General features: G+C 60.1%; 21 protein-coding genes. 7 read left to right on the top strand and 14 right to left on the bottom strand.

Going from position 1 to position 20,324, the window contains the following annotated elements:
- Positions 1–37 precede the first annotated feature (37 nt).
- Genes purC through dapA form a run of 4 tightly spaced genes read right to left on the bottom strand, consistent with a single transcriptional unit; the run spans position 38 to position 3,557 of the window.
- Positions 38–751, bottom strand: coding sequence for a phosphoribosylaminoimidazolesuccinocarboxamide synthase (purC, locus tag HDC30_RS06190; RefSeq protein WP_007963288.1), 714 nt, complete (start codon positions 749–751; stop codon positions 38–40).
- Between the two features lie 28 nt (positions 752–779).
- The gene (locus tag HDC30_RS06185; RefSeq protein WP_183781638.1) at positions 780–1,541 is read right to left on the bottom strand and encodes an MBL fold metallo-hydrolase; all 762 of its coding nucleotides are present in this window, start codon (positions 1,539–1,541) and stop codon (positions 780–782) included.
- Between the two features lie 4 nt (positions 1,542–1,545).
- Positions 1,546–2,661: an outer membrane protein assembly factor BamC gene (bamC, locus tag HDC30_RS06180; protein ID WP_183781635.1), complete on the bottom strand. Its 1,116-nt coding sequence runs from the start codon at positions 2,659–2,661 to the stop codon at positions 1,546–1,548.
- A 17-nt stretch (positions 2,662–2,678) separates the two neighbouring features.
- Positions 2,679–3,557 carry a 4-hydroxy-tetrahydrodipicolinate synthase gene (gene dapA / locus HDC30_RS06175; RefSeq protein WP_027614465.1) on the bottom strand — a complete coding sequence of 293 codons (879 nt, stop codon included), beginning with the start codon at positions 3,555–3,557 and terminating at the stop codon, positions 2,679–2,681.
- A gap of 325 nt (positions 3,558–3,882) precedes the next feature.
- Here dapA and HDC30_RS06170 point away from each other — a divergent pair, with 325 nt between their 5' ends.
- On the top strand, positions 3,883–4,443 hold the full coding sequence (locus HDC30_RS06170) for a glycine cleavage system protein R (protein ID WP_007963284.1): 561 nt from the start codon (positions 3,883–3,885) through the stop codon (positions 4,441–4,443).
- Between the two features lie 10 nt (positions 4,444–4,453).
- On the top strand, positions 4,454–4,927 hold the full coding sequence (locus tag HDC30_RS06165) for a peroxiredoxin (RefSeq protein ID WP_003222570.1): 474 nt from the start codon (positions 4,454–4,456) through the stop codon (positions 4,925–4,927).
- Positions 4,928–5,058: 131 nt separating this feature from the next.
- Here HDC30_RS06165 and HDC30_RS06160 read toward each other — a convergent pair whose 3' ends face one another.
- The gene (locus HDC30_RS06160; RefSeq protein WP_027614463.1) at positions 5,059–6,129 is read right to left on the bottom strand and encodes an AI-2E family transporter; all 1,071 of its coding nucleotides are present in this window, start codon (positions 6,127–6,129) and stop codon (positions 5,059–5,061) included.
- A 31-nt stretch (positions 6,130–6,160) separates the two neighbouring features.
- Positions 6,161–6,400: a sulfurtransferase TusA family protein gene (locus HDC30_RS06155; protein ID WP_007963279.1), complete on the bottom strand. Its 240-nt coding sequence runs from the start codon at positions 6,398–6,400 to the stop codon at positions 6,161–6,163.
- A 98-nt stretch (positions 6,401–6,498) separates the two neighbouring features.
- Between HDC30_RS06155 and HDC30_RS06150 the strand changes: the two genes are divergently transcribed.
- Entirely contained in the window at positions 6,499–7,932 is a 1,434-nt protein-coding gene (locus tag HDC30_RS06150) for a M48 family metalloprotease (RefSeq protein WP_007963277.1), read from the top strand.
- A gap of 80 nt (positions 7,933–8,012) precedes the next feature.
- Here the strand turns inward: HDC30_RS06150 and HDC30_RS06145 are convergent, their stop codons facing one another.
- From HDC30_RS06145 to rpoE, 4 genes are all read right to left on the bottom strand, one after another.
- Positions 8,013–9,443, bottom strand: a complete 1,431-nt coding sequence (locus HDC30_RS06145; RefSeq protein WP_096796602.1) for a DegQ family serine endoprotease — start codon at positions 9,441–9,443, stop codon at positions 8,013–8,015.
- A 210-nt stretch (positions 9,444–9,653) separates the two neighbouring features.
- Positions 9,654–10,616 carry a MucB/RseB C-terminal domain-containing protein gene (locus HDC30_RS06140; protein ID WP_115988030.1) on the bottom strand — a complete coding sequence of 321 codons (963 nt, stop codon included), beginning with the start codon at positions 10,614–10,616 and terminating at the stop codon, positions 9,654–9,656.
- An 8-nt stretch (positions 10,617–10,624) separates the two neighbouring features.
- Complete coding sequence (locus HDC30_RS06135; RefSeq protein WP_003222558.1) at positions 10,625–11,212, bottom strand: sigma-E factor negative regulatory protein; 588 nt, start codon at positions 11,210–11,212, stop codon at positions 10,625–10,627.
- A 30-nt stretch (positions 11,213–11,242) separates the two neighbouring features.
- Positions 11,243–11,824: an RNA polymerase sigma factor RpoE gene (gene rpoE, locus HDC30_RS06130; protein WP_003172477.1), complete on the bottom strand. Its 582-nt coding sequence runs from the start codon at positions 11,822–11,824 to the stop codon at positions 11,243–11,245.
- Between the two features lie 558 nt (positions 11,825–12,382).
- On the opposite strand from rpoE, the gene nadB reads away from it, so the two are divergent.
- Positions 12,383–13,999: an L-aspartate oxidase gene (gene nadB / locus HDC30_RS06125; protein WP_103368268.1), complete on the top strand. Its 1,617-nt coding sequence runs from the start codon at positions 12,383–12,385 to the stop codon at positions 13,997–13,999.
- Here nadB and HDC30_RS06120 read toward each other — a convergent pair.
- Together HDC30_RS06120 and HDC30_RS06115 are read right to left on the bottom strand one after the other, a co-directional pair.
- On the bottom strand, positions 13,968–14,420 hold the full coding sequence (locus HDC30_RS06120; RefSeq protein WP_150370446.1) for a protein YgfX: 453 nt from the start codon (positions 14,418–14,420) through the stop codon (positions 13,968–13,970). The genes nadB and HDC30_RS06120 overlap by 32 nt on opposite strands.
- Positions 14,404–14,658 carry a succinate dehydrogenase assembly factor 2 gene (locus HDC30_RS06115; RefSeq protein WP_003222550.1) on the bottom strand — a complete coding sequence of 85 codons (255 nt, stop codon included), beginning with the start codon at positions 14,656–14,658 and terminating at the stop codon, positions 14,404–14,406. The genes HDC30_RS06120 and HDC30_RS06115 overlap by 17 nt, the downstream gene beginning before the upstream one ends.
- 150 nt (positions 14,659–14,808) lie before the next feature.
- Here HDC30_RS06115 and HDC30_RS06110 point away from each other — a divergent pair, with 150 nt between their 5' ends.
- Both HDC30_RS06110 and HDC30_RS06105 read left to right on the top strand, forming a co-directional pair.
- Positions 14,809–15,750, top strand: coding sequence for a folate-binding protein YgfZ (locus tag HDC30_RS06110; protein ID WP_183781632.1), 942 nt, complete (start codon positions 14,809–14,811; stop codon positions 15,748–15,750).
- Between the two features lie 35 nt (positions 15,751–15,785).
- Complete coding sequence (locus HDC30_RS06105) at positions 15,786–16,607, top strand: HDOD domain-containing protein (protein WP_097086666.1); 822 nt, start codon at positions 15,786–15,788, stop codon at positions 16,605–16,607.
- 117 nt (positions 16,608–16,724) lie between these two features.
- On the opposite strand, the gene HDC30_RS06100 is transcribed toward HDC30_RS06105, so the two are convergent.
- Both HDC30_RS06100 and HDC30_RS06095 read right to left on the bottom strand, forming a co-directional pair.
- Positions 16,725–18,110, bottom strand: coding sequence for a sensor histidine kinase (locus tag HDC30_RS06100; RefSeq protein WP_183781629.1), 1,386 nt, complete (start codon positions 18,108–18,110; stop codon positions 16,725–16,727).
- On the bottom strand, positions 18,103–18,774 hold the full coding sequence (locus HDC30_RS06095; RefSeq protein WP_003222545.1) for a response regulator: 672 nt from the start codon (positions 18,772–18,774) through the stop codon (positions 18,103–18,105). Before HDC30_RS06095 ends, HDC30_RS06100 begins: the two co-directional genes overlap by 8 nt.
- 236 nt (positions 18,775–19,010) lie before the next feature.
- Here HDC30_RS06095 and HDC30_RS06090 point away from each other — a divergent pair, with 236 nt between their 5' ends.
- Positions 19,011–20,303: an OprD family porin gene (locus HDC30_RS06090; RefSeq protein WP_183781626.1), complete on the top strand. Its 1,293-nt coding sequence runs from the start codon at positions 19,011–19,013 to the stop codon at positions 20,301–20,303.
- Positions 20,304–20,324 lie beyond the last annotated feature (21 nt).

The raw sequence follows: 20,324 nt of genomic DNA, 5'->3' as shown, positions 1-20,324 counted from the left end.
CGAAAATTTTCTTCGTGCTATCAGATGCTTGCGTCGATTAAAGCGGTACACCCAGACGATTGGCGACTTCTTCGTAGGCTTCGATGACGTCACCGAGGCCCTGGCGGAAGCGGTCTTTGTCCATCTTCTTCTTGGTGTCCTTGTCCCACAGGCGGCAGCCGTCCGGGCTGAACTCGTCGCCGAGGACGATCGAGCCGTCGCTGAACACGCCGAATTCAAGCTTGAAGTCCACCAGCAGCAGGCCTGCGTCGTCGAACAGTTTGCTCAGGACTTCGTTGACCTTGAGCGACAGTTCTTTCATGCGTGCCAGTTGCTCGGCGGTGCCCCAACCGAATGCCACGACGTGGGATTCGTTGATGAACGGGTCGCCCTTGGCGTCGTCCTTGAGGAACAGTTCGAAGGTGTACGGGTTGAGCTTCATGCCCTCTTCGACGCCCAGACGTTTTACCAGGCTGCCGGCGGCGTAGTTACGCACGACGCACTCGACCGGGATCATGTCCAGCTTCTTCACCAGGCACTCGTTGTCGCCCAGCAGTTTGTCGAATTGGGTCGGAATGCCGGCCGCTTCGAGTTTCTGCATGATGAAGGCGTTGAACTTGTTGTTCACCATGCCTTTGCGGTCGAGCTGCTCGATGCGCTTGCCGTCGAACGCCGAGGTGTCGTTGCGAAACAGCAGGATCAAACGGTCAGCGTCGTCGGTCTTGTAAACCGATTTGGCTTTGCCGCGGTAGAGTTCTTCACGTTTTTCCATGATGGGCTCCGCTTGCTAAGTAGATGGGCTAGGCGATATGGCGCCAGTCGAGCCCTGAATCTTGATCGGCCAGTTGCAGCCAGTCCGGGTCGCACCCGAGGGTGTCGACGAAACATTGCCGGGCCAGCTGCGGCAGGTTGTTCTTGCTGCTCAGGTGGGCGAGAACCAGATGCTGCAAGCCCTGCCACCCCAACTCGGCCACCAGTAATGCCGCCTGATGGTTGTTCAAATGTCCCAGCTCGCCGCCCACCCGTTGCTTGAGAAAGTACGGATAGTGACCACGGGCCAGCATGTCGCGGCAATGGTTGGACTCGATCATCAACGCATCGAGATCCCGATAGCCGTCCAGCACCCGCTCGCAATAGGAACCCAGGTCGGTCAGCAGGCCGAAGCGCCGCTGCTCGTTATCACTGAATACGTACTGGGTCGGCTCCTGCGCATCATGGGCCACGGCAATGACCCCGATGTTCAGTGCGCCGATCTGCAGCTGCTCGCCGCCGGCCAGAAAGCCTGCGGGTTCGATCGGTTTGCGCATCCCGCGCAGTGTGCCGCGACTGAGGTAGACCGGCAGATTGTAGCGCCGAGACAGCAAACCCACGCCATGCACGTGGTCGGCATGTTCGTGGGTTACGAGTATCGCGCTCAGTTGCGCCGGGTGAACCCCCAGACGCAACAGGCGTTTTTCGGTTTCCCGCAGGGAAAAACCACAATCCACCAGCACATAGGTATCAGCGCTGGCGATCAGCGTGCCGTTCCCTTGGCTACCGCTGCCGAGAACGGCAAAGCGCATGTGATCAGCCCAGGTTGTCCTGAATCACGCTCAACACTTTGCGCGCCACATCGGCCGGCGCAACGGTATTGATGTTCTTCTCTACGGTCACCTGAACGTTTTCACCGACCTTGCTCAGGCGAACCTGATAACGCTCGGCGCGGGCTTCAACTTCTTCCTTGGTCGGCGCACTGCCGAACAGGCTGCTGAAGAAACCAGGCTTGTCGTCTTTCTTCTCGGCTTTCTCGGCCAGGTTGATGTAGTACAGGCCCAGGCTGCGGTTGATGTCTTCAACGCGCCACTGACCCTGCTCCAGCGCACGACCGACGCTCGACCAGGCACGATCCAGGTCAGGACCGACGTTCAGTACCGGGTTGCCGCTGCCGTCTTCGCTGAGGCTGACACGGCTCGGGGTATCGAAGTCACGCGAAGCCAGCATCGACACCGAACCACCCTTCTCGGAGATCCGGCTCATGCTCGCGAGCATGTCGTCGACCAGCGCTGCGTCCAGGCCAGTGTTGGCCGAACGGTTGGTGAAATCGACGTCGGCGGTGCTGCCGGCAGGACGCTCGGCGCTGACCACGTAGATTTCACTGGTGTTGCGCTGCACGCCTGGCTCGATACGCACCCGCACGCGGGTTTCGCTGTCGGCACCGACACCGGCGGCGCTCAGGCGCTTGGCCATGGCGGCGGACAGTTCGTCGGAATGCTGCCAGGTGGTGGTGAATTCGCCGGTTTGCGGACGCTGTTCATCCAGCCGGAAACCATTGTCCTGGAAGAACTGTACCGCCACTGGCCAGACTTCGGCCGGCGGGTGCTGGGCCACGACCCAACGCGAGTCACCGCTCTTCTGCAGCGAGTAGTCGGTCGCCTCGGCAACCGCCGTCAGCGGTTGCGGGCGCGGTACCACGTATTCGCCCTTCGCCGTGTCATCAGCCACGTTGCGCGGGATCGGCAACAGCGGATCCAGACGCTTGGAGGTGCTGACATTCGGTGGCAGTTGCATCGGTGCAGTCTGTTGCGCTTCCAGGTAATCGCTACCACGGTCACGGAAATAACCTTCCGGGCCCCAGACCCATCCGCAGCCACTGGTGCTGGAGATAATCAAGGCAAGTGCGGAAAGTCCGGCCATTCGCTTCATGCGTTGTACTTCCTCAATTAAACCAGGACGCTGCACTGGCGCAGGGCCGTGCGAAGCGTTTCATGACAAGGAGCGCTCAGCCAGGTCAACGGCAGGCGGATGCCTTCGTGCATCAGGCCCATTTCAACCAAAGCCCACTTCACCGGAATCGGGTTGGCTTCGATGAACAGGTCCTTGTGCAGCGGCATCAATTTTTCGTTGATCGCCCGTGCGGTCTCGGCGTCGCCTTTCAACGCGGCCTCGCACAGGTCAGCCATTTCGCGCGGGGCGACGTTGGCCGTTACGGAGATGTTGCCTTTGCCGCCCAGCAGGATCAGCTCAACCGCGGTCGGATCATCGCCGGACAGCACGATGAAGTCCTTGCTCACGCCGTCGATGATGGCTTTGGCGCGTTTCAGGTCGCCGGTGGCTTCCTTGATGCCGATGATGTTCGGCACGCTGGACAGGCGAATTACGGTCTCGGCCTGCATGTCGCAGGAGGTGCGGCCGGGAACGTTGTAGAGAATCTGTGGAATGTCGACGGCTTCGGCAATGTGCTTGAAGTGCTGGTACAGGCCTTCCTGGGTCGGCTTGTTGTAGTACGGAACTACCAGCAGGCAGGCGTCGGCGCCGGCTTCCTTGGCGTTGCGGGTCAGCTCGACGGCTTCGCGGGTCGAGTTGGCGCCGGTACCGGCGATCACCGGAATGCGCCCGGCTACCTGTTTGACCACGGCTTTGATGACGGCGATGTGTTCTTCTACATCAAGGGTCGCCGACTCGCCGGTAGTACCGACCGCGACAATGGCATGGGTGCCGTTCTTGAGATGGAAGTCCACGAGTTTGCTGAGGCTGTCCCAGTCAAGACGCCCTTGTGCATCCATGGGAGTGACCAGTGCCACCATACTGCCCGCAATCATGAAACCGCTCCTGCCGGAAAAAGAGAGCGGTAATGGTACTGGCGCCAAGATGCTTGCACAAGCGAAGTACTGCGCCGCCATTCCCCTTGGCGTCGGTTTTCGCTACCCTTCAGACTTTGATCGGTACAGATCAGCTTGTACGCCGGGTTCCAGCCTCCCCTTTCGGCCTCCCAGGCCCCGTTCCAGTGTCGCTGCTGCACGCTCCGCCTTTATTGGAGCGAATTGCGAGCCACGGCCCGGGGCTTTCTGAACGGGCACGCGCAGACGCTTCCCGACGGCCAACACCCATCGACCTACCGACCGCTCATCGCTTTAGGAATGCTGCATGTCCACCCCCACAGTTCGCGAACAATTCCTTGTCATCAGTGCCCTTGGCGCCAACCCCATGGAGCTGACTAACGTCCTGTGCCGCGCCAGCCATGAAAATCGCTGCGCCGTCGTCACCTCCCGCCTGACTCGCCATGGCGAATGCAGCGCCCTGGTGCTGGAAATCTCCGGCAGCTGGGACGCGCTGGCCCGCCTCGAAGGCAGCCTGCCGACCCTGGCCAAGCGCCACGCATTTACCGTCAACGTGGTGCGCAGTGCGGCCCTGGAAAATCGTCCACAGGCCCTGCCGTACGTGGCTTATGTCAGCTCGGCGTATCGCCCGGACATCATCAATGAGCTGTGCCAGTTCTTCATGGATCACAACGTCGAGCTGGAAAACCTGACCTGCGATACCTATCAGGCCCCGCAGACTGGCGGCACCATGCTCAACGCCACGTTCACCGTAACGCTGCCGGCCGGCACCCAGATCAGCTGGCTGCGCGACCAGTTCCTGGACTTCGCCGACGCGATGAACCTGGATGCGCTGATCGAACCTTGGCGCCCACAAAACCCAATGTAAGGAAGCTTTCATGGCCGTTGTCATCGACCAACCGGTTGCGGATTTCGAAGCACCTGCCACCAGCGGGCAGACCGTCAGCTTGTCCGCCCTGAAGGGCAAGCAAGTGGTGATCTACTTCTATCCGAAGGACAGCACCCCCGGCTGCACCACCGAAGGCCAGGGTTTTCGTGACCAGTACGCGGCGTTCCAGGCCGCTAATACCGAGATTTTCGGTATCTCCCGCGACAGCCTGAAGTCTCACGAGAACTTCAAATGCAAGCAGGAATTTCCGTTCGAGCTGATCAGCGACAAGGACGAAGCCGTCTGCCAGCTGTTCGACGTGATCAAGCTGAAGAAACTGTATGGCAAGGAATATCTGGGCGTTGATCGCAGCACGTTCCTGATCGACAAGAACGGTGTACTGCGTCAGGAATGGCGCGGCGTGAAAGTGCCGGGGCATGTGGATGCGGTGCTGGCTGCGGCTCAGGCCTTGAATAAAGCCTGAAGGTTTTGCGTCGCCCTCATTGACGCCTTCGCGAGCAGGCTCGCTCCCACATTGAACTTGTGAACGGCACAGATCCAATGTGGGAGCGAGCCTGCTCGCGAATAGCCTTCATCTAAAATCTGGCTCAACCGCTACAGCAGCGGAGCGACAACCGGCTCCTTGCGCGGCCACGCATCCAGCACGGCCTTGAACAGCGTCGCCAGCGGAATCGCGAAGAACACGCCCCAGAACCCCCACAACCCGCCAAACAACAGCACCGCGCAGATGATGGCCACCGGGTGCAGGTTGACTGCCTCGGAAAACAGCAACGGCACCAGCACGTTGCCATCCAGCGTTTGAATGATCCCGTAGACCGCCATCAGATAGATGAACTGATCGCTCCAACCCCACTGGAACAGCGCGATCAGTAACACCGGCACGGTCACCACCACCGCGCCGACGTACGGCACCACCACCGATACCCCGACCAGCAACGCCAGCAGCGCCGCATAGTTGAGGCCAAGCGCGACGAAGGCGATGTAGGTCACGCCGCCACAGATCACGATCTCGATGACCTTGCCGCGAATGTAGTTGGCGATCTGCCGGTTCATTTCCTGCGCCACGCGGGTGATCAGCGCCCGCTCACGGGGCAGATAGCCGCGCACCCACTCGCCGATCATGGCCCGATCCTTGAGAAAGAAGAACACCAGAATCGGCACCAGCACCAGATAGATCATGATATTGACCAGCAGCGGCAGGCTCGACAGCGAAAAGGTCAGCGCCCATTGGCCGAACTTGCCGATTTCGCCACGCGCCGCTTCGATAGCCTGCAGCACCTGCTCGTCAGAGACCAGATGCGGATAGCGCTCCGGCAGCAACAGCAACAGCGACTGCCATTTGGCGAGCATCCCCGGCAGCTCGTTGAACAGCGTGATCAACTGATGCCACAGCAACGGCAACACTACCACGATGAACACTAGCAACACGCCCATGAACAGCGCAAATACCAGCCCCACCGCCGCCGCACCAGGCACGCGCATACGCTCCAGTGCGAGTACCAGCCCCTGCATCAGATACGCCAGCACCATCCCGGCCAATACCGGCGCGAGCATGCCACCGAGCGTGAGCACCGCGGTGAAGGCGAGAAACAGCAGCACCGCCAGCACCACCGCTTCTTCGTCGGAAAAGTAGCGCTGAATCCAGTCGCGTAACACTTTGAACATCAATAATCCTTAGGTCTTTTACGCTGTCGGTTCAGGCTTTTTTCAACCAGTAACGGTAGACGCCCGCTTCGTCTTCTTCGCGCAGCAGCGTATGACCGGCCAGACGGGCAAAGGTGCGGAAGTCGCGCTGCGAACCCGCGTCCGTGGCGATCACCTTGAGCACCGCGCCGCTGGGCAGCTTGTTGAGTTCCATCTTGGCCTTGAGCAACGGCAACGGGCAATTCAGGCCACTGGCGTCCAATTCACAGTCATGGGCTACAGCGTCAGTCATTGCGTCACTCCGGTTCAGGTGGTTGAGCTGCCTAGAATATCTGGTCGCAGGCCCGGTGTCCGGCTACAGTAAGGTCTTTGTCTTCTAAGGCTTTGTGCATGACATTTCTGCGCCCTACCCTGCTGACGCTCGCTTGCCTGCTCGCCTCACCGGGCTTTGCCGACGATCTGCCGTCACTTGGCGACGCCAGTTCTGCCATTGTCTCTCCGCAACAGGAATATCAGCTGGGCCGCGCCTGGCTGGCGATGTTGCGCAGCCAGGTTGCACAGCTCAACGATCCGCAACTCAAAGACTACGTCGAATCCAGTGTTTACAAACTGGTGGAGACCAGCCAGGTCACCGACCGCCGTCTGGAATTCATTCTGATCAACAGCCCGCAGCTCAACGCCTTCGCGGCGCCGGGTGGCGTGGTCGGGGTCAACGGCGGCCTGTTCCTCAACGCGCAGACCGAAGGCGAATACGCCTCGGTACTGGCCCACGAACTGGCGCACTTGTCACAGCGCCACTTCGCGCGCGGTGTAGAAGCTTCGCAGCGGATGCAGGTGCCGATGATGGCGGCGCTGCTCGCCGGGATCGTGATTGCCGCCGCCGGTGGCGGTGATGCCGGGATCGCGACCATCGCCGGTACTCAGGCCGCAGCCATTCAGTCGCAGCGTACCTTCTCGCGCCAGAACGAGCAGGAAGCCGACCGTATCGGCATCCTCAACCTGGAAAAGGCCGGATACGACCCGCGCTCGATGCCGACCATGTTCGAACGTCTGATGCGCCAATACCGCTTCGACGCCAAGCCGCCAGAATTTCTGCTGACTCACCCGGTGACCGAATCGCGTATCGCCGACACCCGTAACCGCGCAGAACAAGCGCCGGCGGGCGGCATCGAAGACAGCATGCGCTATCAGCTGATTCGCGCTCGCGTACAGTTGATCTACGAAGAAACCCCGGGGCTGGGCGCCAAACGCTTTCGCGCACAACTGGACGAGAACCCGAAAAATGACGTGGCGCGCTACGGCCTGGCGATCGCTCAGATCAAGGGCGGCCAGCTCAATGAAGCCAGGGAGAATCTCAAACAGCTGCTGGCCAAGTCACCCAACGAGATCATCTACAACCTCGCACAGATCGACCTGGACATCACCAACAACCGCCTGCCGGATGCGCAAACGCGGGTTGACCGCATGCTCACGCAATATCCGGGCAATTACCCGCTGAATCAGGTTCGGGTCGATCTGTTGCTGAAACAGAATCGCACCGCCGACGCCGAGAAAGCCCTCGACAGCTTGCTCAAATCCCGTCCGAATGATCCGGACGTGTGGTATCAGGTCGCCGAAACCCGTGGCCTCTCTGGCAACATCATTGGTCTGCATCAGGCCCGCGCCGAGTACTTCGCGCTGGTGGGTGATTATCGTCAGGCGATCCAGCAGCTCGATTTTGCCAAGCGCAAGGCGGGCAGCAACTTCCCGCTATCCTCGCGGATCGATGCGCGCCAGCGCGAGTTGATGGAGCAGGAGCGCATGATCAAGGACATGATGGGCTGAGTTTTCCTCGACGAGGCAAATGTTTCAGGCATAAAAAAACCGCCTCTTTCGAGGCGGTTTTTCATTTCACCGCTAGCGGATTATTCAGCCAGTTTGAAGGTGATGAAGCTCGCGCGACCTTCACGCAGGACGCGCATCGACACCGAACGATTCTTCGGCAGCGCCTTGGCGATCTCGGCGAATTCCTTGGTGGAGCCAATGGCCTGATTGTTCAGGTGAGTGATCACGTCACCCGGTTGCAGACCGATCAAAGCCGCAGGACCGTCCTGAACTTCCTTGATCACCACTCCGCCCTTGAGGTCGTAGGTTTTCTTCTGCTCAGCGGTCAGTTCCGCCACCGAAACGCCGAGGCGGTTGCTGCTGCTTTCCGCACCCGACTTCGGCAGTGCAGCCAGCTCTTTGTCCTCATCCGGAATCGCACCGACAGTCAGCTCGACATTCTTGCGTTTGCCGTCACGGATCACTTCGAGGCTGGCCTTGGCGCCCGCTTTCAGCGCACCGACCAAGTGCGGCAGGTCGGCGGACATGACGATCGGCTGACCGTTCATGCTCAGGATCACGTCGCCCACTTGCAGGCCACCCTTGGCTGCCGGACCGTCATCCTGAATCTGCGCAACCAGCGCACCGGCCGGCTTATCAAGACCGAACGACTCGGCCAGATCCTTGTTCACTTCCTGGATGACCACGCCCAGCCAGCCGCGGCTGACTTTGCCACCGCTTTTCAGCTGATTGGAAACGTCCATCGCCACGTCGATCGGAATGGCGAACGACACACCCATGAAGCCACCGGAACGGGTGTAGATCTGCGAGTTGATCCCGACCACTTCACCGTTCAGGTTGAACAGCGGGCCACCGGAGTTACCCGGGTTGATTGGCACGTCGGTCTGGATGAACGGCACGTAGTTTTCGTTCGGCAGGCTACGGCCGACGGCGCTGACAATGCCTTGGGTCACAGTGTGGTCAAAGCCGAACGGCGAACCGATCGCCACGACCCACTGACCCGCCTTCAGGTCCTGGGACTTGCCGAGCTTGAGCACCGGCAGATCCTTGCCATCGATTTTCAGCAGGGCCACGTCGGAGCGAGGGTCGGTACCGATCAGCTTGGCTTTCATTTCACTGCGATCAGCCAGACGCACGAGGATTTCGTCGGCATCGGCAATCACATGGTTGTTGGTCAGGATGTAGCCATCGGAGGAAATGATGAAGCCCGAACCGAGCGATTGCGCTTCACGCTGACGATCGCCGCGCGGCGAACGCTGCTGAGGCGGCATGCCGCGCTCGAAGAACTCGCGCAACATCGGCGGCAAGCCTTCCAGGTCAGGCATCTGCTGGTTCACCTTGCGGTCCGGCAGCTTCTGCGTGGTACTGATGTTCACCACTGCAGGCGAGGCCTGTTCAACCAGTTGGGTGAAATCCGGCAGGTCGGCCGCCTGGACAGCGGGGACAGCCTGACCCAGCACCAGCACGGTGGCGAAAATGGAGAGATAAGACTTCAAGCTAAGTATCGACATACAGCTCCCGTTACGACGAGCAGGGTTAAGCGATATGGAGCAAGGAACACCGGGAACCGCGGGCCGGTATTTTTGTTCCGGGAACAACAGACAAGGCCAGAGCCGTGAGGCTCTGACCTATAAAAAACTTTCGGGTGATTTGCAAATGAAAATGCTGAGCAAACATTTCATCTACGTCTCGAAGAAGAAGTGGAAATGACTGAAATCAGCTCACTGCTTGCTGGTTGCAGCGCCATCGTTGCGCATCGAAAGGGCAATCCTCTCGGCCGTGCCGATTGGAATTTCGCCGACCACCGTCACCATCATCTCGCCCTCAGGCGTAGTGAGGCGGCGGGAAACAGCGACAGTCGGCCCCAACTGCGTGCGGGTATCGGTCACTGTTGCACCGTTCAACGGCTCAAGAAATACTGAAAACCGCGCCAGCCCGTCGTCATACATCAGGCTGCTGACTTGAGTTTTGGTTTCCGAATCTTTGTGTGAAGTACTGCTGGTCAGCACGAAACCCGGAGGCAGCCAGTCGGAATGCCAGACCTGAGCTGTCTTCACGGCCGACGCCTTGTCACTATCAATAGTGACGGCCTTGCACTCAGTGCCAGCTTGCAGATCTTTGTCCGACGGGACATCAGCGGTATTCAGGCTGGTGAACTGGAAACGCTCGAGTAGCTGCCCCTTGTCGTTGAGCAACAACGACTTCAGTGGCAAACCGGTCTGTTTATCCAGATGCAGCTCGAAACCATAGCGATGCTGGTCGCGGGGCGTCAGCGATACGATGACCGCATCACGCCCGGCCACGCGCGACTTGCCGATGACGGCAAGCTCATACCAGTTTTTCAGCTTTTGGGGATCAAGCGAACGAGCGGTCGAGTTGGGAGAGTCTCCCAACCCCGCAATCAGAGTGCCGCTTACGCATTGAGTATGCCCATCAACACGCACGACTTCCTGAGCCGAGCCGTCGAGCTGAAGCAAACGCTCGCGGACCTGACCGTTCTGGACACGATGCCAGATATTGTGGGTAGAAAAACTACCGTTACGCTCGTATACGAAAGTGCCTTGGAAGCTTTGCTGCTGCTCGGCCTGACCCAGGCGGATCAGCCAGTCCTGGGCCTCGTCGGCATGGGCTGGAACAATGAACCAGCCGCTAAGCAGAAGCGAAAGTAGAGGTATGGCGCGCATGATCCTCCTTAACGGTTTTCCATGCTTGCTGCACGCGCATAAGGCAGAGCGCTTTCAGTACCTTTCAACGCAGCTTGCTGGGCATGCTGACGCAGATAGCCTGGCAGACGCTGATCGTGCCAGCCTGGCTGACCTTGCAGAACGCCGTTGGCCATCGGCCCCGTAGTTTCCGAGCTTTCCTTGTAGCCAGCCAGGACGGCCGGGCCTTTGACCTGCGGCGCAACCAGCGAAGGCTGATTGGACTGCTGGGCGAGTTCGACGCCAGCGATTTCGTCCTGGTTGTACAGGCGCACACCAGCCAGTACCGCAACGGTCACCGAAGCCGCAACGGCCAGACGACCCAGGTTGCGCCAAGGGCCGCGGGATACTTTGGCTGGAGCCGTTTCGTCTTCCAGCGCAGCAGAAACTGCCGCAGCAATATCCAGACGCGGAAGCAGCAGATCCTTGTGCATGGCTGCCCGAGCGATCTGATAACGAGCCCAGGTCTCACGGGTTTCAACATCGTCCAGTGCATTGATCACTCGACGCAATTCCAGTTCGTCCGCTTCGTTATCCATCACTGCGGACAGCGATTCCTGCAGGGCTTCACGACTCATGGCGTTCCTCTCTTGGCTGTCGCCGCTGTCTCAGTTTTCCTGCAACAACGGCTGCAGGGCTTTATCGATGGCCTCCCGGGCGCGGAAAATCCGGGAGCGCACGGTACCCACCGGACACTGCATGACGCTCGCAATGTCCTCGTAACTCAGACCATCGAATTCACGTAAAGTTAAAGCCGTACGTAAATCCTCTGGCAGTTGCTGAATGGTTCGATGGACGGTGCCTTCGATCTCATCCCGCAGCAACGCGCGTTCCGGCGATTCGAGATCCTTCAGGCCGTGATCGCCGTCGTAGAACTCTGCGTCTTCAGAACTTACATCGCTATCCGGCGGCCGGCGGCCGCGTGAAACCAGATAGTTCTTTGCCGTGTTGATGGCAATGCGGTAAAGCCACGTATAGAACGCGCTGTCTCCGCGAAAGTTTCCTAGCGCTCGGTAGGCCTTGATAAAGGCTTCCTGAGCCACATCCTGGGCTTCATGGGTGTCGTGCACGAAACGCACGATCAACCCGAGAATTTTGTGCTGATATTTCAGCACCAGCAGATCGAAAGCTCGCTTGTCGCCACGCTGAACGCGCTCGACCAGCTGCTGATCCTCTTCCTGGGTTAGCATGAACACTCCTCGATAAGCATGGAGGAGGCTTGCATAACTAAACGACCAGACTTGCAAACATAGACTCGGGCTTTTCGCAAAAGTTCTCCCCCTCCAGGCAAGTTTCCTGCGGGCTCTGATTTGGCACGCACGAAAAACGCAGCGCGGGATAAACCGGCTGCGCGAATAATCTTGTCATCGGTTCGCCGGCAAAAACCCAATCGCAGGTTCTGCATTGAAGCCGACACTGTCCCGTGCTTCTGGCAACTGACTATTGATCTTGGGCCTCTGGCAAAAGTTCCAATTATTTATAGCCGTGCTGAAGCGACATTGAGCAACCGCGTGCTGAAAAAGCCTGTTTCATCCTCGATACAGTCGCCTTTTCCCAAAACGACAGAAAAAAACGTCCGACGAAACGTCAAGCTTTTGTCGTCACAGTAGTTTCACAATGCCATACGAGCTCGGCTATTGTGCCGCTCCCCCCCTCTATATACTAGTGGGCTGTGTGGCTGTCTTGACTCGCCGATCCAGCTGTCTTGCGCCAACCCCGATCCGGGTCGCTTTGAGCGGAATCCTGAAATGAGCCAACAGTTTCAACACGATGTTCTGGTCATTGGCAGCGGCGCTGCCGGTTTGAGTCTCGCGCTGACCCTGCCGGGTCATTTGCGCATTGCCGTATTGAGCAAAGGTGATCTGGCCAACGGCTCGACTTATTGGGCCCAGGGCGGCGTCGCTGCCGTGCTGGACGATACCGATACTGTCGAATCCCACGTCGACGACACCCTGAACGCCGGCGGCGGTCTGTGCCATGAAGACGCGGTGCGTTTTACCGTCGAGCACAGCCGCGAAGCCATCCAGTGGCTAATCGACCAGGGCGTGCCGTTCACCCGCGACGAACAGTCCGGTACCGAAGACGGCGGTTTCGAATTCCACCTGACCCGCGAAGGCGGCCACAGCCATCGGCGCATCATCCATGCCGCGGACGCAACCGGCGCAGCGATTTTCACCACCCTCCTCGCCCAGGCCAGAGAGCGCAGCAACATCGAACTGCTGGAGCAGCGAGTTGCCGTTGATCTGATCACCGAACGCCGTCTGGGCATGAATGGCGAGCGCTGCCTCGGCGCCTATGTGCTGAATCGCGCGACCGGCGAAGTCGACACCTACGGCGCACGCTTCGTGATCCTCGCGTCCGGCGGCGCCGCCAAGGTCTACCTCTATACCAGTAACCCCGACGGCGCTTGCGGTGACGGCATCGCCATGGCCTGGCGCTCGGGCTGCCGAGTGGCGAACCTGGAATTCAACCAGTTCCACCCTACGTGCCTGTATCACCCGCAGGCCAAGAGTTTCCTGATCACTGAAGCCTTGCGTGGCGAAGGCGCGCACCTGAAGCTGCCCAACGGCGAACGGTTCATGCCGCGCTTCGACAAACGTGCCGAACTGGCGCCACGCGACATCGTCGCCCGCGCCATCGACCATGAAATGAAGCGCCTGGGCGTCGACTGCGTCTATCTCGACATCAGCCACAAGCCTGAAGCCTTCATCAAAAACCACTTCCCGACCGTCTACGAACGTTGCCTGGGTTTCGGCATCGACATCACCAAACAGCCGATCCCGGTCGTGCCGGCGGCGCACTACACCTGTGGTGGGGTAATGGTCGATCAGCATGGTCGTACCGACGTGCCGGGGCTGTACGCCATCGGCGAAACCAGCTTCACCGGCCTGCACGGGGCCAACCGCATGGCCAGCAACTCGCTGCTCGAATGCTTCGTTTATGCCCGCTCGGCGGCAGCGGACATCCTTGCACAACTGGATGACGTCACCGCGCCAACCGCCCTGCCCGAGTGGGACGCCAGCCAGGTCACCGATTCCGACGAAGACGTGATCATCGCCCACAACTGGGACGAGCTGCGCCGCTTCATGTGGGACTACGTGGGGATCGTGCGCACCAATAAGCGCCTGCAACGAGCGCAGCACCGCGTGCGTCTGTTGCTGGACGAGATCGACGAGTTCTACAGCAACTATAAAGTCAGCCGCGACCTGATCGAGCTGCGTAATCTGGCGCAAGTCGCCGAACTGATGATCTGCTCAGCCATGGAGCGCAAGGAAAGTCGCGGTCTGCATTACACCCTCGACTACCCGAACCTGCTGCCCGAGGCGCTCGACACTATTCTGGTGCCGCCCACCTACGCCGGCTGAACTTGAGCCGCACTCGCAGGCGTCGGTGCACATCCGCTGCCTGCGAGTCTCGCGGTACACAAATCGAGCGCACCCGCCGCTCCCCGCGCAAACGAAAGCGCAGCACCACGATCAACGGCAACGCCAGGCTGTCAGGGCGCAGCTGGACTGCTTGCCAGCCGCCCGCCTGATTCCACAATTGCCAGCCATCGGCATCGCGGCGCAATCGGCAAAAAGCCTGCGGATGCGTCAGCAGAATCTGCCGTGGCAACACCCACACGGCGTGCAGCAGACAGGCGAAAGCCCCGAGCAGACAGGCCCAGAGTGGAATCGACAGAAGAAACAACAGACCCAGCGCGAACGCCTGGGTCAACAGATACGCCGCCAGCAACTGCCGAGAGGCATGCCAGCGGCATTCGAACGTATTACTTGGGCTGAACACGGTCCAGGATCATCCGGACCATGCGCTGCAGCTCAGGGTCTTCGGACTCACTGCGCTCCATGAACCAGCCGAACATGTCCTGATCCTCACAGGTCAGCAGACGGACATACAAGTCGCGATCGACCTGGTTGAGGTGCGGATAGACCTCTTTCACGAACGGCACCAGCAGCACGTCAAGTTCCAGCATGCCGCGGCGGCTGTGCCAGAAGAGGCGATTGAGTTCAACTTGTTCGACCATGGAGCCCTCCTCAAATAGGCGCGCAGTATACAGCCCCGGCGCGGGTCGCACAGTCGGCTTTGGTCGGGCACCACCGATCCTTTATCAACTACCCATTTCAACAACGCGCCCTTATGATGTGCCCCAGACTTTTTTACCCTGCGATGACCCATGGCCGATTCTGCTTTTTTCTGCACCCTGTCTCATGAAGGCGTACTCGCGGTTCGCGGCGTGGATGCCGGCAAATTCCTGCAAGGCCAATTGACCTGCAACATCAATTACCTCAGCGACAGCCAGGCCAGCCTGGGCGCGCGCTGCACGCAAAAAGGCCGGATGCAGTCGAGCTTCCGCATTCTGCTCGAAGGTGACGGCGTGCTGCTGGCAATGGCCAGTGAACTGCTGGAGCCGCAACTGGCGGATCTGAAAAAGTACGCGGTGTTCTCCAAATCCAAATTGACCGACGAAAGCGCCGCCTGGGTGCGTTTTGGCCTGGAGCACGGCGACGCCGCGTTGGCCAGCCTGGGTCTGAACCTGCCAGGCGAAACCGACGGCGTGGTGCGCAACGCAGGCCTGATCGCGATTCGCGTCTCGCCGGATCGCGCCGAACTCTGGGTACCGGCCGATCAAGCCGATGCCATCAAAGCCAAGTTGGCCACCGCCCTGCCTGAAGGCAAATTGAACCAATGGCTGCTGGGGCAGATTCGCGCCGGTATCGGTCAGGTCATGCCGACCACCCGCGAGTTGTTCATCCCGCAGATGCTCAACCTGCAGGCCGTCGGTGGCGTGAGTTTCAAGAAAGGTTGCTACACCGGCCAGGAAATCGTCGCGCGCATGCAGTACTTGGGCAAGCTCAAGCGTCGCCTCTATCGCGTAGAACTTGACGCGACTGAACTGCCAGAGCCGGGCACCCCGCTGTTCGCCCCAAGCCACAGCAGCGCCATCGGCGAAGTGGTGATTGCCGCCCGCGCCGCAGAAAAGATTGAACTGTTGGCGGTGTTGCAGGCCGAAGCTGCCGAAGCGGGTGATCTGCACCTGGGCGCCCTTGAAGGGCCAGCCTTGCATTTGCTCGACCTGCCCTACGAACTGGATCGCGACCGCGAAATCCAGCGCTGATCGCAGCTTTTGTTGCAACACCCTAGAGAATCTACATGAGCGAGCTGGCGGATAAGGTCCAACAGGATTTGGTTGAGGCCATCGATAACGATGACCTGGTTCTGCCAACATTACCGGAAGTGGCCCTGCAAATTCGCAAGGCTGCCGAAGACCCGGAGATCAGTGTCAGCGACCTGAGCAAAGTGATTGGCCGCGACACGGCGCTGTCGGCGCGCCTGATCAAAGTGGTCAACAGCCCGTTGCTGCGCGCGACCCAGGAAGTCACCGACCTGCACACCGCGATTACCCGACTGGGGGTGAACTACAGCAGCAACCTGGCGATCGGGCTGGTGATGGAACAGATCTTCCACGCCCGCTCCGAGGTGGTCGAACAGAAGATGCGCGAAGTCTGGCGCAAGAGCCTGGAGATCGCCGGCGTCAGCTACGCCCTGTGCCGTCGGCACACCCAACTCAAACCTGATCAGGCGGCGTTGGGCGGGCTGGTGCATCAGATCGGCGTATTGCCGATCCTGACCTACGCCGAAGATCACTACGAACTGCTGTCGGACCCGGTCAGCCTCAACCATGTGATCGACCACATTCACCCGCTGCTGGGCGACAAGCTGTTGCGGGTCTGGGAATTTCCCGAACAACTGGTGGCGTTGCCGGGGCTGTACCTGGATTTCAAACGCGACTCGGCGCACCTCGATTACGTCGATCTGGTGCAGGTGGCGAGTCTGTATTGTCACAAGGACAGCGATCATCCGATTGCGCGGATTGACCCGCTCAGCGTGCCGGCGTTCAGGAAGCTCGGGATCGATCCGGAGAACAAAGAGTTGTGCGCGGATCTGCAAGAATCGCGGACGATGTTTTACTGATCCGGAACCGCGGCGCGGCCTTCGCGAGCAAGCCCGCTCCCACAGGGGATTTGTGTACGGCGTGGATCCCCTGTGGGAGCGGGCTTGCTCGCGAAGAGGCCCGCAGCAACACCACATTTATCCAGCAATAAAACTCACCCGAACCTTCAAACCGGCCTGCTCACCATCGTGTAAGGTGATCTGCGCCAGATGCGCCCGGCAGATTTCTCCGACAATCGCCAGCCCCAACCCTGAGCCCGCAACCTGCTGATTGCGCCGATAGAAACGTTCAAACACCCGATCCCGCTCTTCCAGCGGAATCCCCGGCCCGTCATCTTCAACTTCAAGCACCGCCGGCGCCGCGACCCGCAGAATCACGTTGCCGCCCGGTGGCGTATGCGCCAGTGCGTTGTCCACCAGATTGCTCAGCAGCTCATTGAGCAACGTCGGCTCACCGCGCAGCCACACCGGCTCATCCGCCTCCAGAGCCAGCGCGACCCCGCGTGCATGAGCCAACGGCGCCATGGCCATGCCCAGCTCGCGGGCCAACTGACTCAGATCGAGCAGTTGCGCGCCGCCCTCGGCAATCGCCCGGGCACCGTTTTCCACCCGCGCCAGCGACAGCAGTTGATTGGCCAGATGGGTCAGGCGATCAGTGCTTTGCGCAGAGGATTCCAGGGTTGTGCGCCAGGTTTCCGCTTCAGACGAACGCAGCCCCAGTTCCAGCCGCGCCTTCAACGCCGCCAGTGGCGTGCGCAGTTCGTGGGCGGCATCGGCGATGAACTGCGCCTGCCGCTCGAATTGCCCGCGCAAACGTTCAGTGAAGTGATTGAGCGCGCGCACCAGCGGCCACAATTCATGTTGCACTTCCACCAGCGGCAGCGGCCGCAAATCATCGGGCTGACGCTCCTCCACCGCCGTGCGCAAACGCTCCAGCGGGCGCAGCGCGGCACTCACCGCAAACCACACCAGCAACAAGGCGCCGATCGCGAGCATGCCCAGACGCAGCAGCGTATCGGCCGCCAGACTGCGGGCCATGCTGACTCGCGCCTCATCGGTTTCCGCGACGCGGATTTCCGCCATACCGTTCATGTTCGGTTCGGTGACCGCTTTGAGCAGGCTGACCACGCGCACGTTCTGCCCGCGATAGGTCGCGTTATAGAAGCGCGCGAGCGCTGGATAATCGTCGGTTCTCGGCGTACCGGGTGGTGGTCCGGGCAGGTTTTCGTAGCCGGAAATCAGCTTCTGATGGATGTCGTTGACCTGGTAGTAAATCCGCCCGGCGCTGTCGTAAGCGAAGGTGTCCAGCGCCACGTAGGGCACGTCGGCGCTGAGCGTGCCGTCGCGCTGAGACAGGCCGGCGGCAATGGTTCGCGCCGAGGCCAGCAGGGTTCGGTCATAAGCCGTGTCGGCAGCTTCGCGCCCGTTCCAGTAAGCGCTCAGACCACTGGCGAGCATCAACACCACCAGCAGCAACGCGAGGTTCCACAGCAACCGCCAGCGCAGGCTGCTGGGCTTATGCATCGCGGCTTTCCAGCAGGTAACCAAGGCCACGGAAGGTCACGATCGCCACCGGTTGACCGTCGAGTTTCTTGCGCAGACGATGCACGTAGATTTCGATGGCATCGGGGCTGGCTTCTTCGTCGAGACCGAACACCTGTGCGGCGAGTTGCTCCTTGCTCATCACCCGTCCCGGGCGGGCGATCAACGCTTCGAGCACGGCTTGTTCGCGGGAGGTCAGAGTCAGCAGTTCTTCGCCGAGACTGAAGCGCCGGGTGTCGAGATCGTAGGCCAGCACGCCGCAGCGCTGCTGACGCTCGCCACCGAGCACACTGCGCCGCAACAGAGCTTTGACCCGGGCTTCGAGCTCGGTCAGTTCGAAGGGTTTGGCCAGGTAATCGTCAGCGCCGAGATTCAAGCCGTGGACTCGATCCTTCACGTCGCTGCGCGCTGTCAGCATCAACACCGGCAGGTTTTTACCGCGTGCGCGCAGGCGTGCCAGCACCTCGAAACCGTCCATGCGCGGCAGGCCGACATCGAGGATCGCCATCGCGTATTCCTCGCTGCCCAGCGCCAGGTCGGCGGCCACGCCATCGTGCAACACGTCCACGGTCAGACCGGTGCTCTTGAGCGCCTGGGCGACGCTTTCGGCCAGTTGCAAATGGTCTTCGACGAGCAGAACACGCATGGATCTCTACCTCATTCAGGGATGGCCGACGCCACTCTTTGCCGCGGAGTTTACAGCCGCAACCGCCGCTGTGAAGCCCGAAACCCGCGAAATCCAGCTGAAAGGTTAGTGAAAGGTTAGCCCGTTAGAGTCCGGTCACGGACAGTTTCGACTGCCGTCGCTGCTGCCACACAGCGATACGAAAAACGCCTCGAAGCGTTTTCGACCAATAAGAACAATAAACGGAGTACACCCGCATGCCGTCCTTGCAGACCAAGGCTTCTACGCCTGTTCGTCCTTCTCGTTTGCGCCACGCCACCCTCGCCAGCACCGCTGCCCTCGCCGGTTTTTCGCCGCTGAGCTACGCCGACTTCATCAAAGACAGTTCCGCCACCTTCGAAACCCGCAACATGTACTTCAACCGCGACTTTCGCGACGGCACCAGTGCCCAGCAAAGCAAGCGTGATGAATGGGCGCAGGGTTTCATGCTCAACCTGCAATCGGGTTACACCGACGGCACCGTGGGCTTCGGTGTCGATGCGCTGGGCATGTTGGGCGTCAAACTTGATTCGAGCCCGGATCGTACCGGTACAGGCCTGTTGCCGACCCACGATGACGGGCGCGCGGCGAACGAATACTCGAAAGTCGGCCTGACCGGCAAAGTGAAAATCTCCGCCACCGAACTGAAAATCGGCAGCCTGATTCCCGAACTGCCGATCCTCAAACCGAATGACGGGCGCATCCTGCCGCAGACCTTTGAAGGCGGCTTGCTGACCTCCAAAGAGATCAAGAACCTGACCTTCACCGGTGGGCGTCTGGAGAAAGCCAAGGATCGCGACAGCACCGATTTCGAGGACATCGCCCTCAACAACAAGAACAGCCGCTTCGCGGGCACCGTGGCCGGCAAGCATTTCGATTTTGCCGGCATGGACTACAAGTTCACCGACAAGATCACCGGCAGTTACCACTTCGCCCAGCTCGACGAAGTCTATAACCAGCACTTCTTCGGTCTGGTCGCCTCGCGGCCGATGGGCCCGGGCACCTTCGCCACCGACCTGCGCTTTGCGGTCAGTGACGATCAGGGCGCGGCCCGTGGTGGCGAGATCGACAACCGCTCGCTCAACGGTCTGGTCAGCTACGCCCTGAGCGGCCACAAGTTCAGCGCCGGTTATCAGCACATGTCCGGCGACAGCGCGTTCCCGTATGTCGATGGCAGCGACCCGTACCTGGTCAACTTCGTGCAGATCAACGACTTTGCCGGCGCCGAAGAACGCTCCTGGCAGGCGCGTTACGATTTCGACTTTGCGCGTCTCGGCATCCCTGGCCTGTCGTTCATGAGCCGTTACCTGAGCGGTGACAACATCAAGCTCAAGAACGGAGAAGAAGGCAAAGAGTGGGAGCGCAACACCGAGATCAAATATGTAGTACAAAGCGGCGCCCTGAAGGACGTTGCCGTACGCCTGCGTAATGCCACCTACCGTTCCAACTACTCCGCTCGCGATGCCGATGAAGTGCGTCTGCTGGTGAGCTATAGCGTTGCCCTTTGGTAATTCAGTACGTCCATAACAACA

The organism is Pseudomonas sp. JAI115 (assembly GCF_014200835.1).
In the GTDB taxonomy this organism is placed as follows: Bacteria; Pseudomonadota; Gammaproteobacteria; order Pseudomonadales; family Pseudomonadaceae; genus Aquipseudomonas; species Aquipseudomonas putida_A.
The sequence above is the reverse complement of the archived record's forward strand: the minus strand, read 5'-3'. Positions and strand labels throughout refer to the sequence as shown.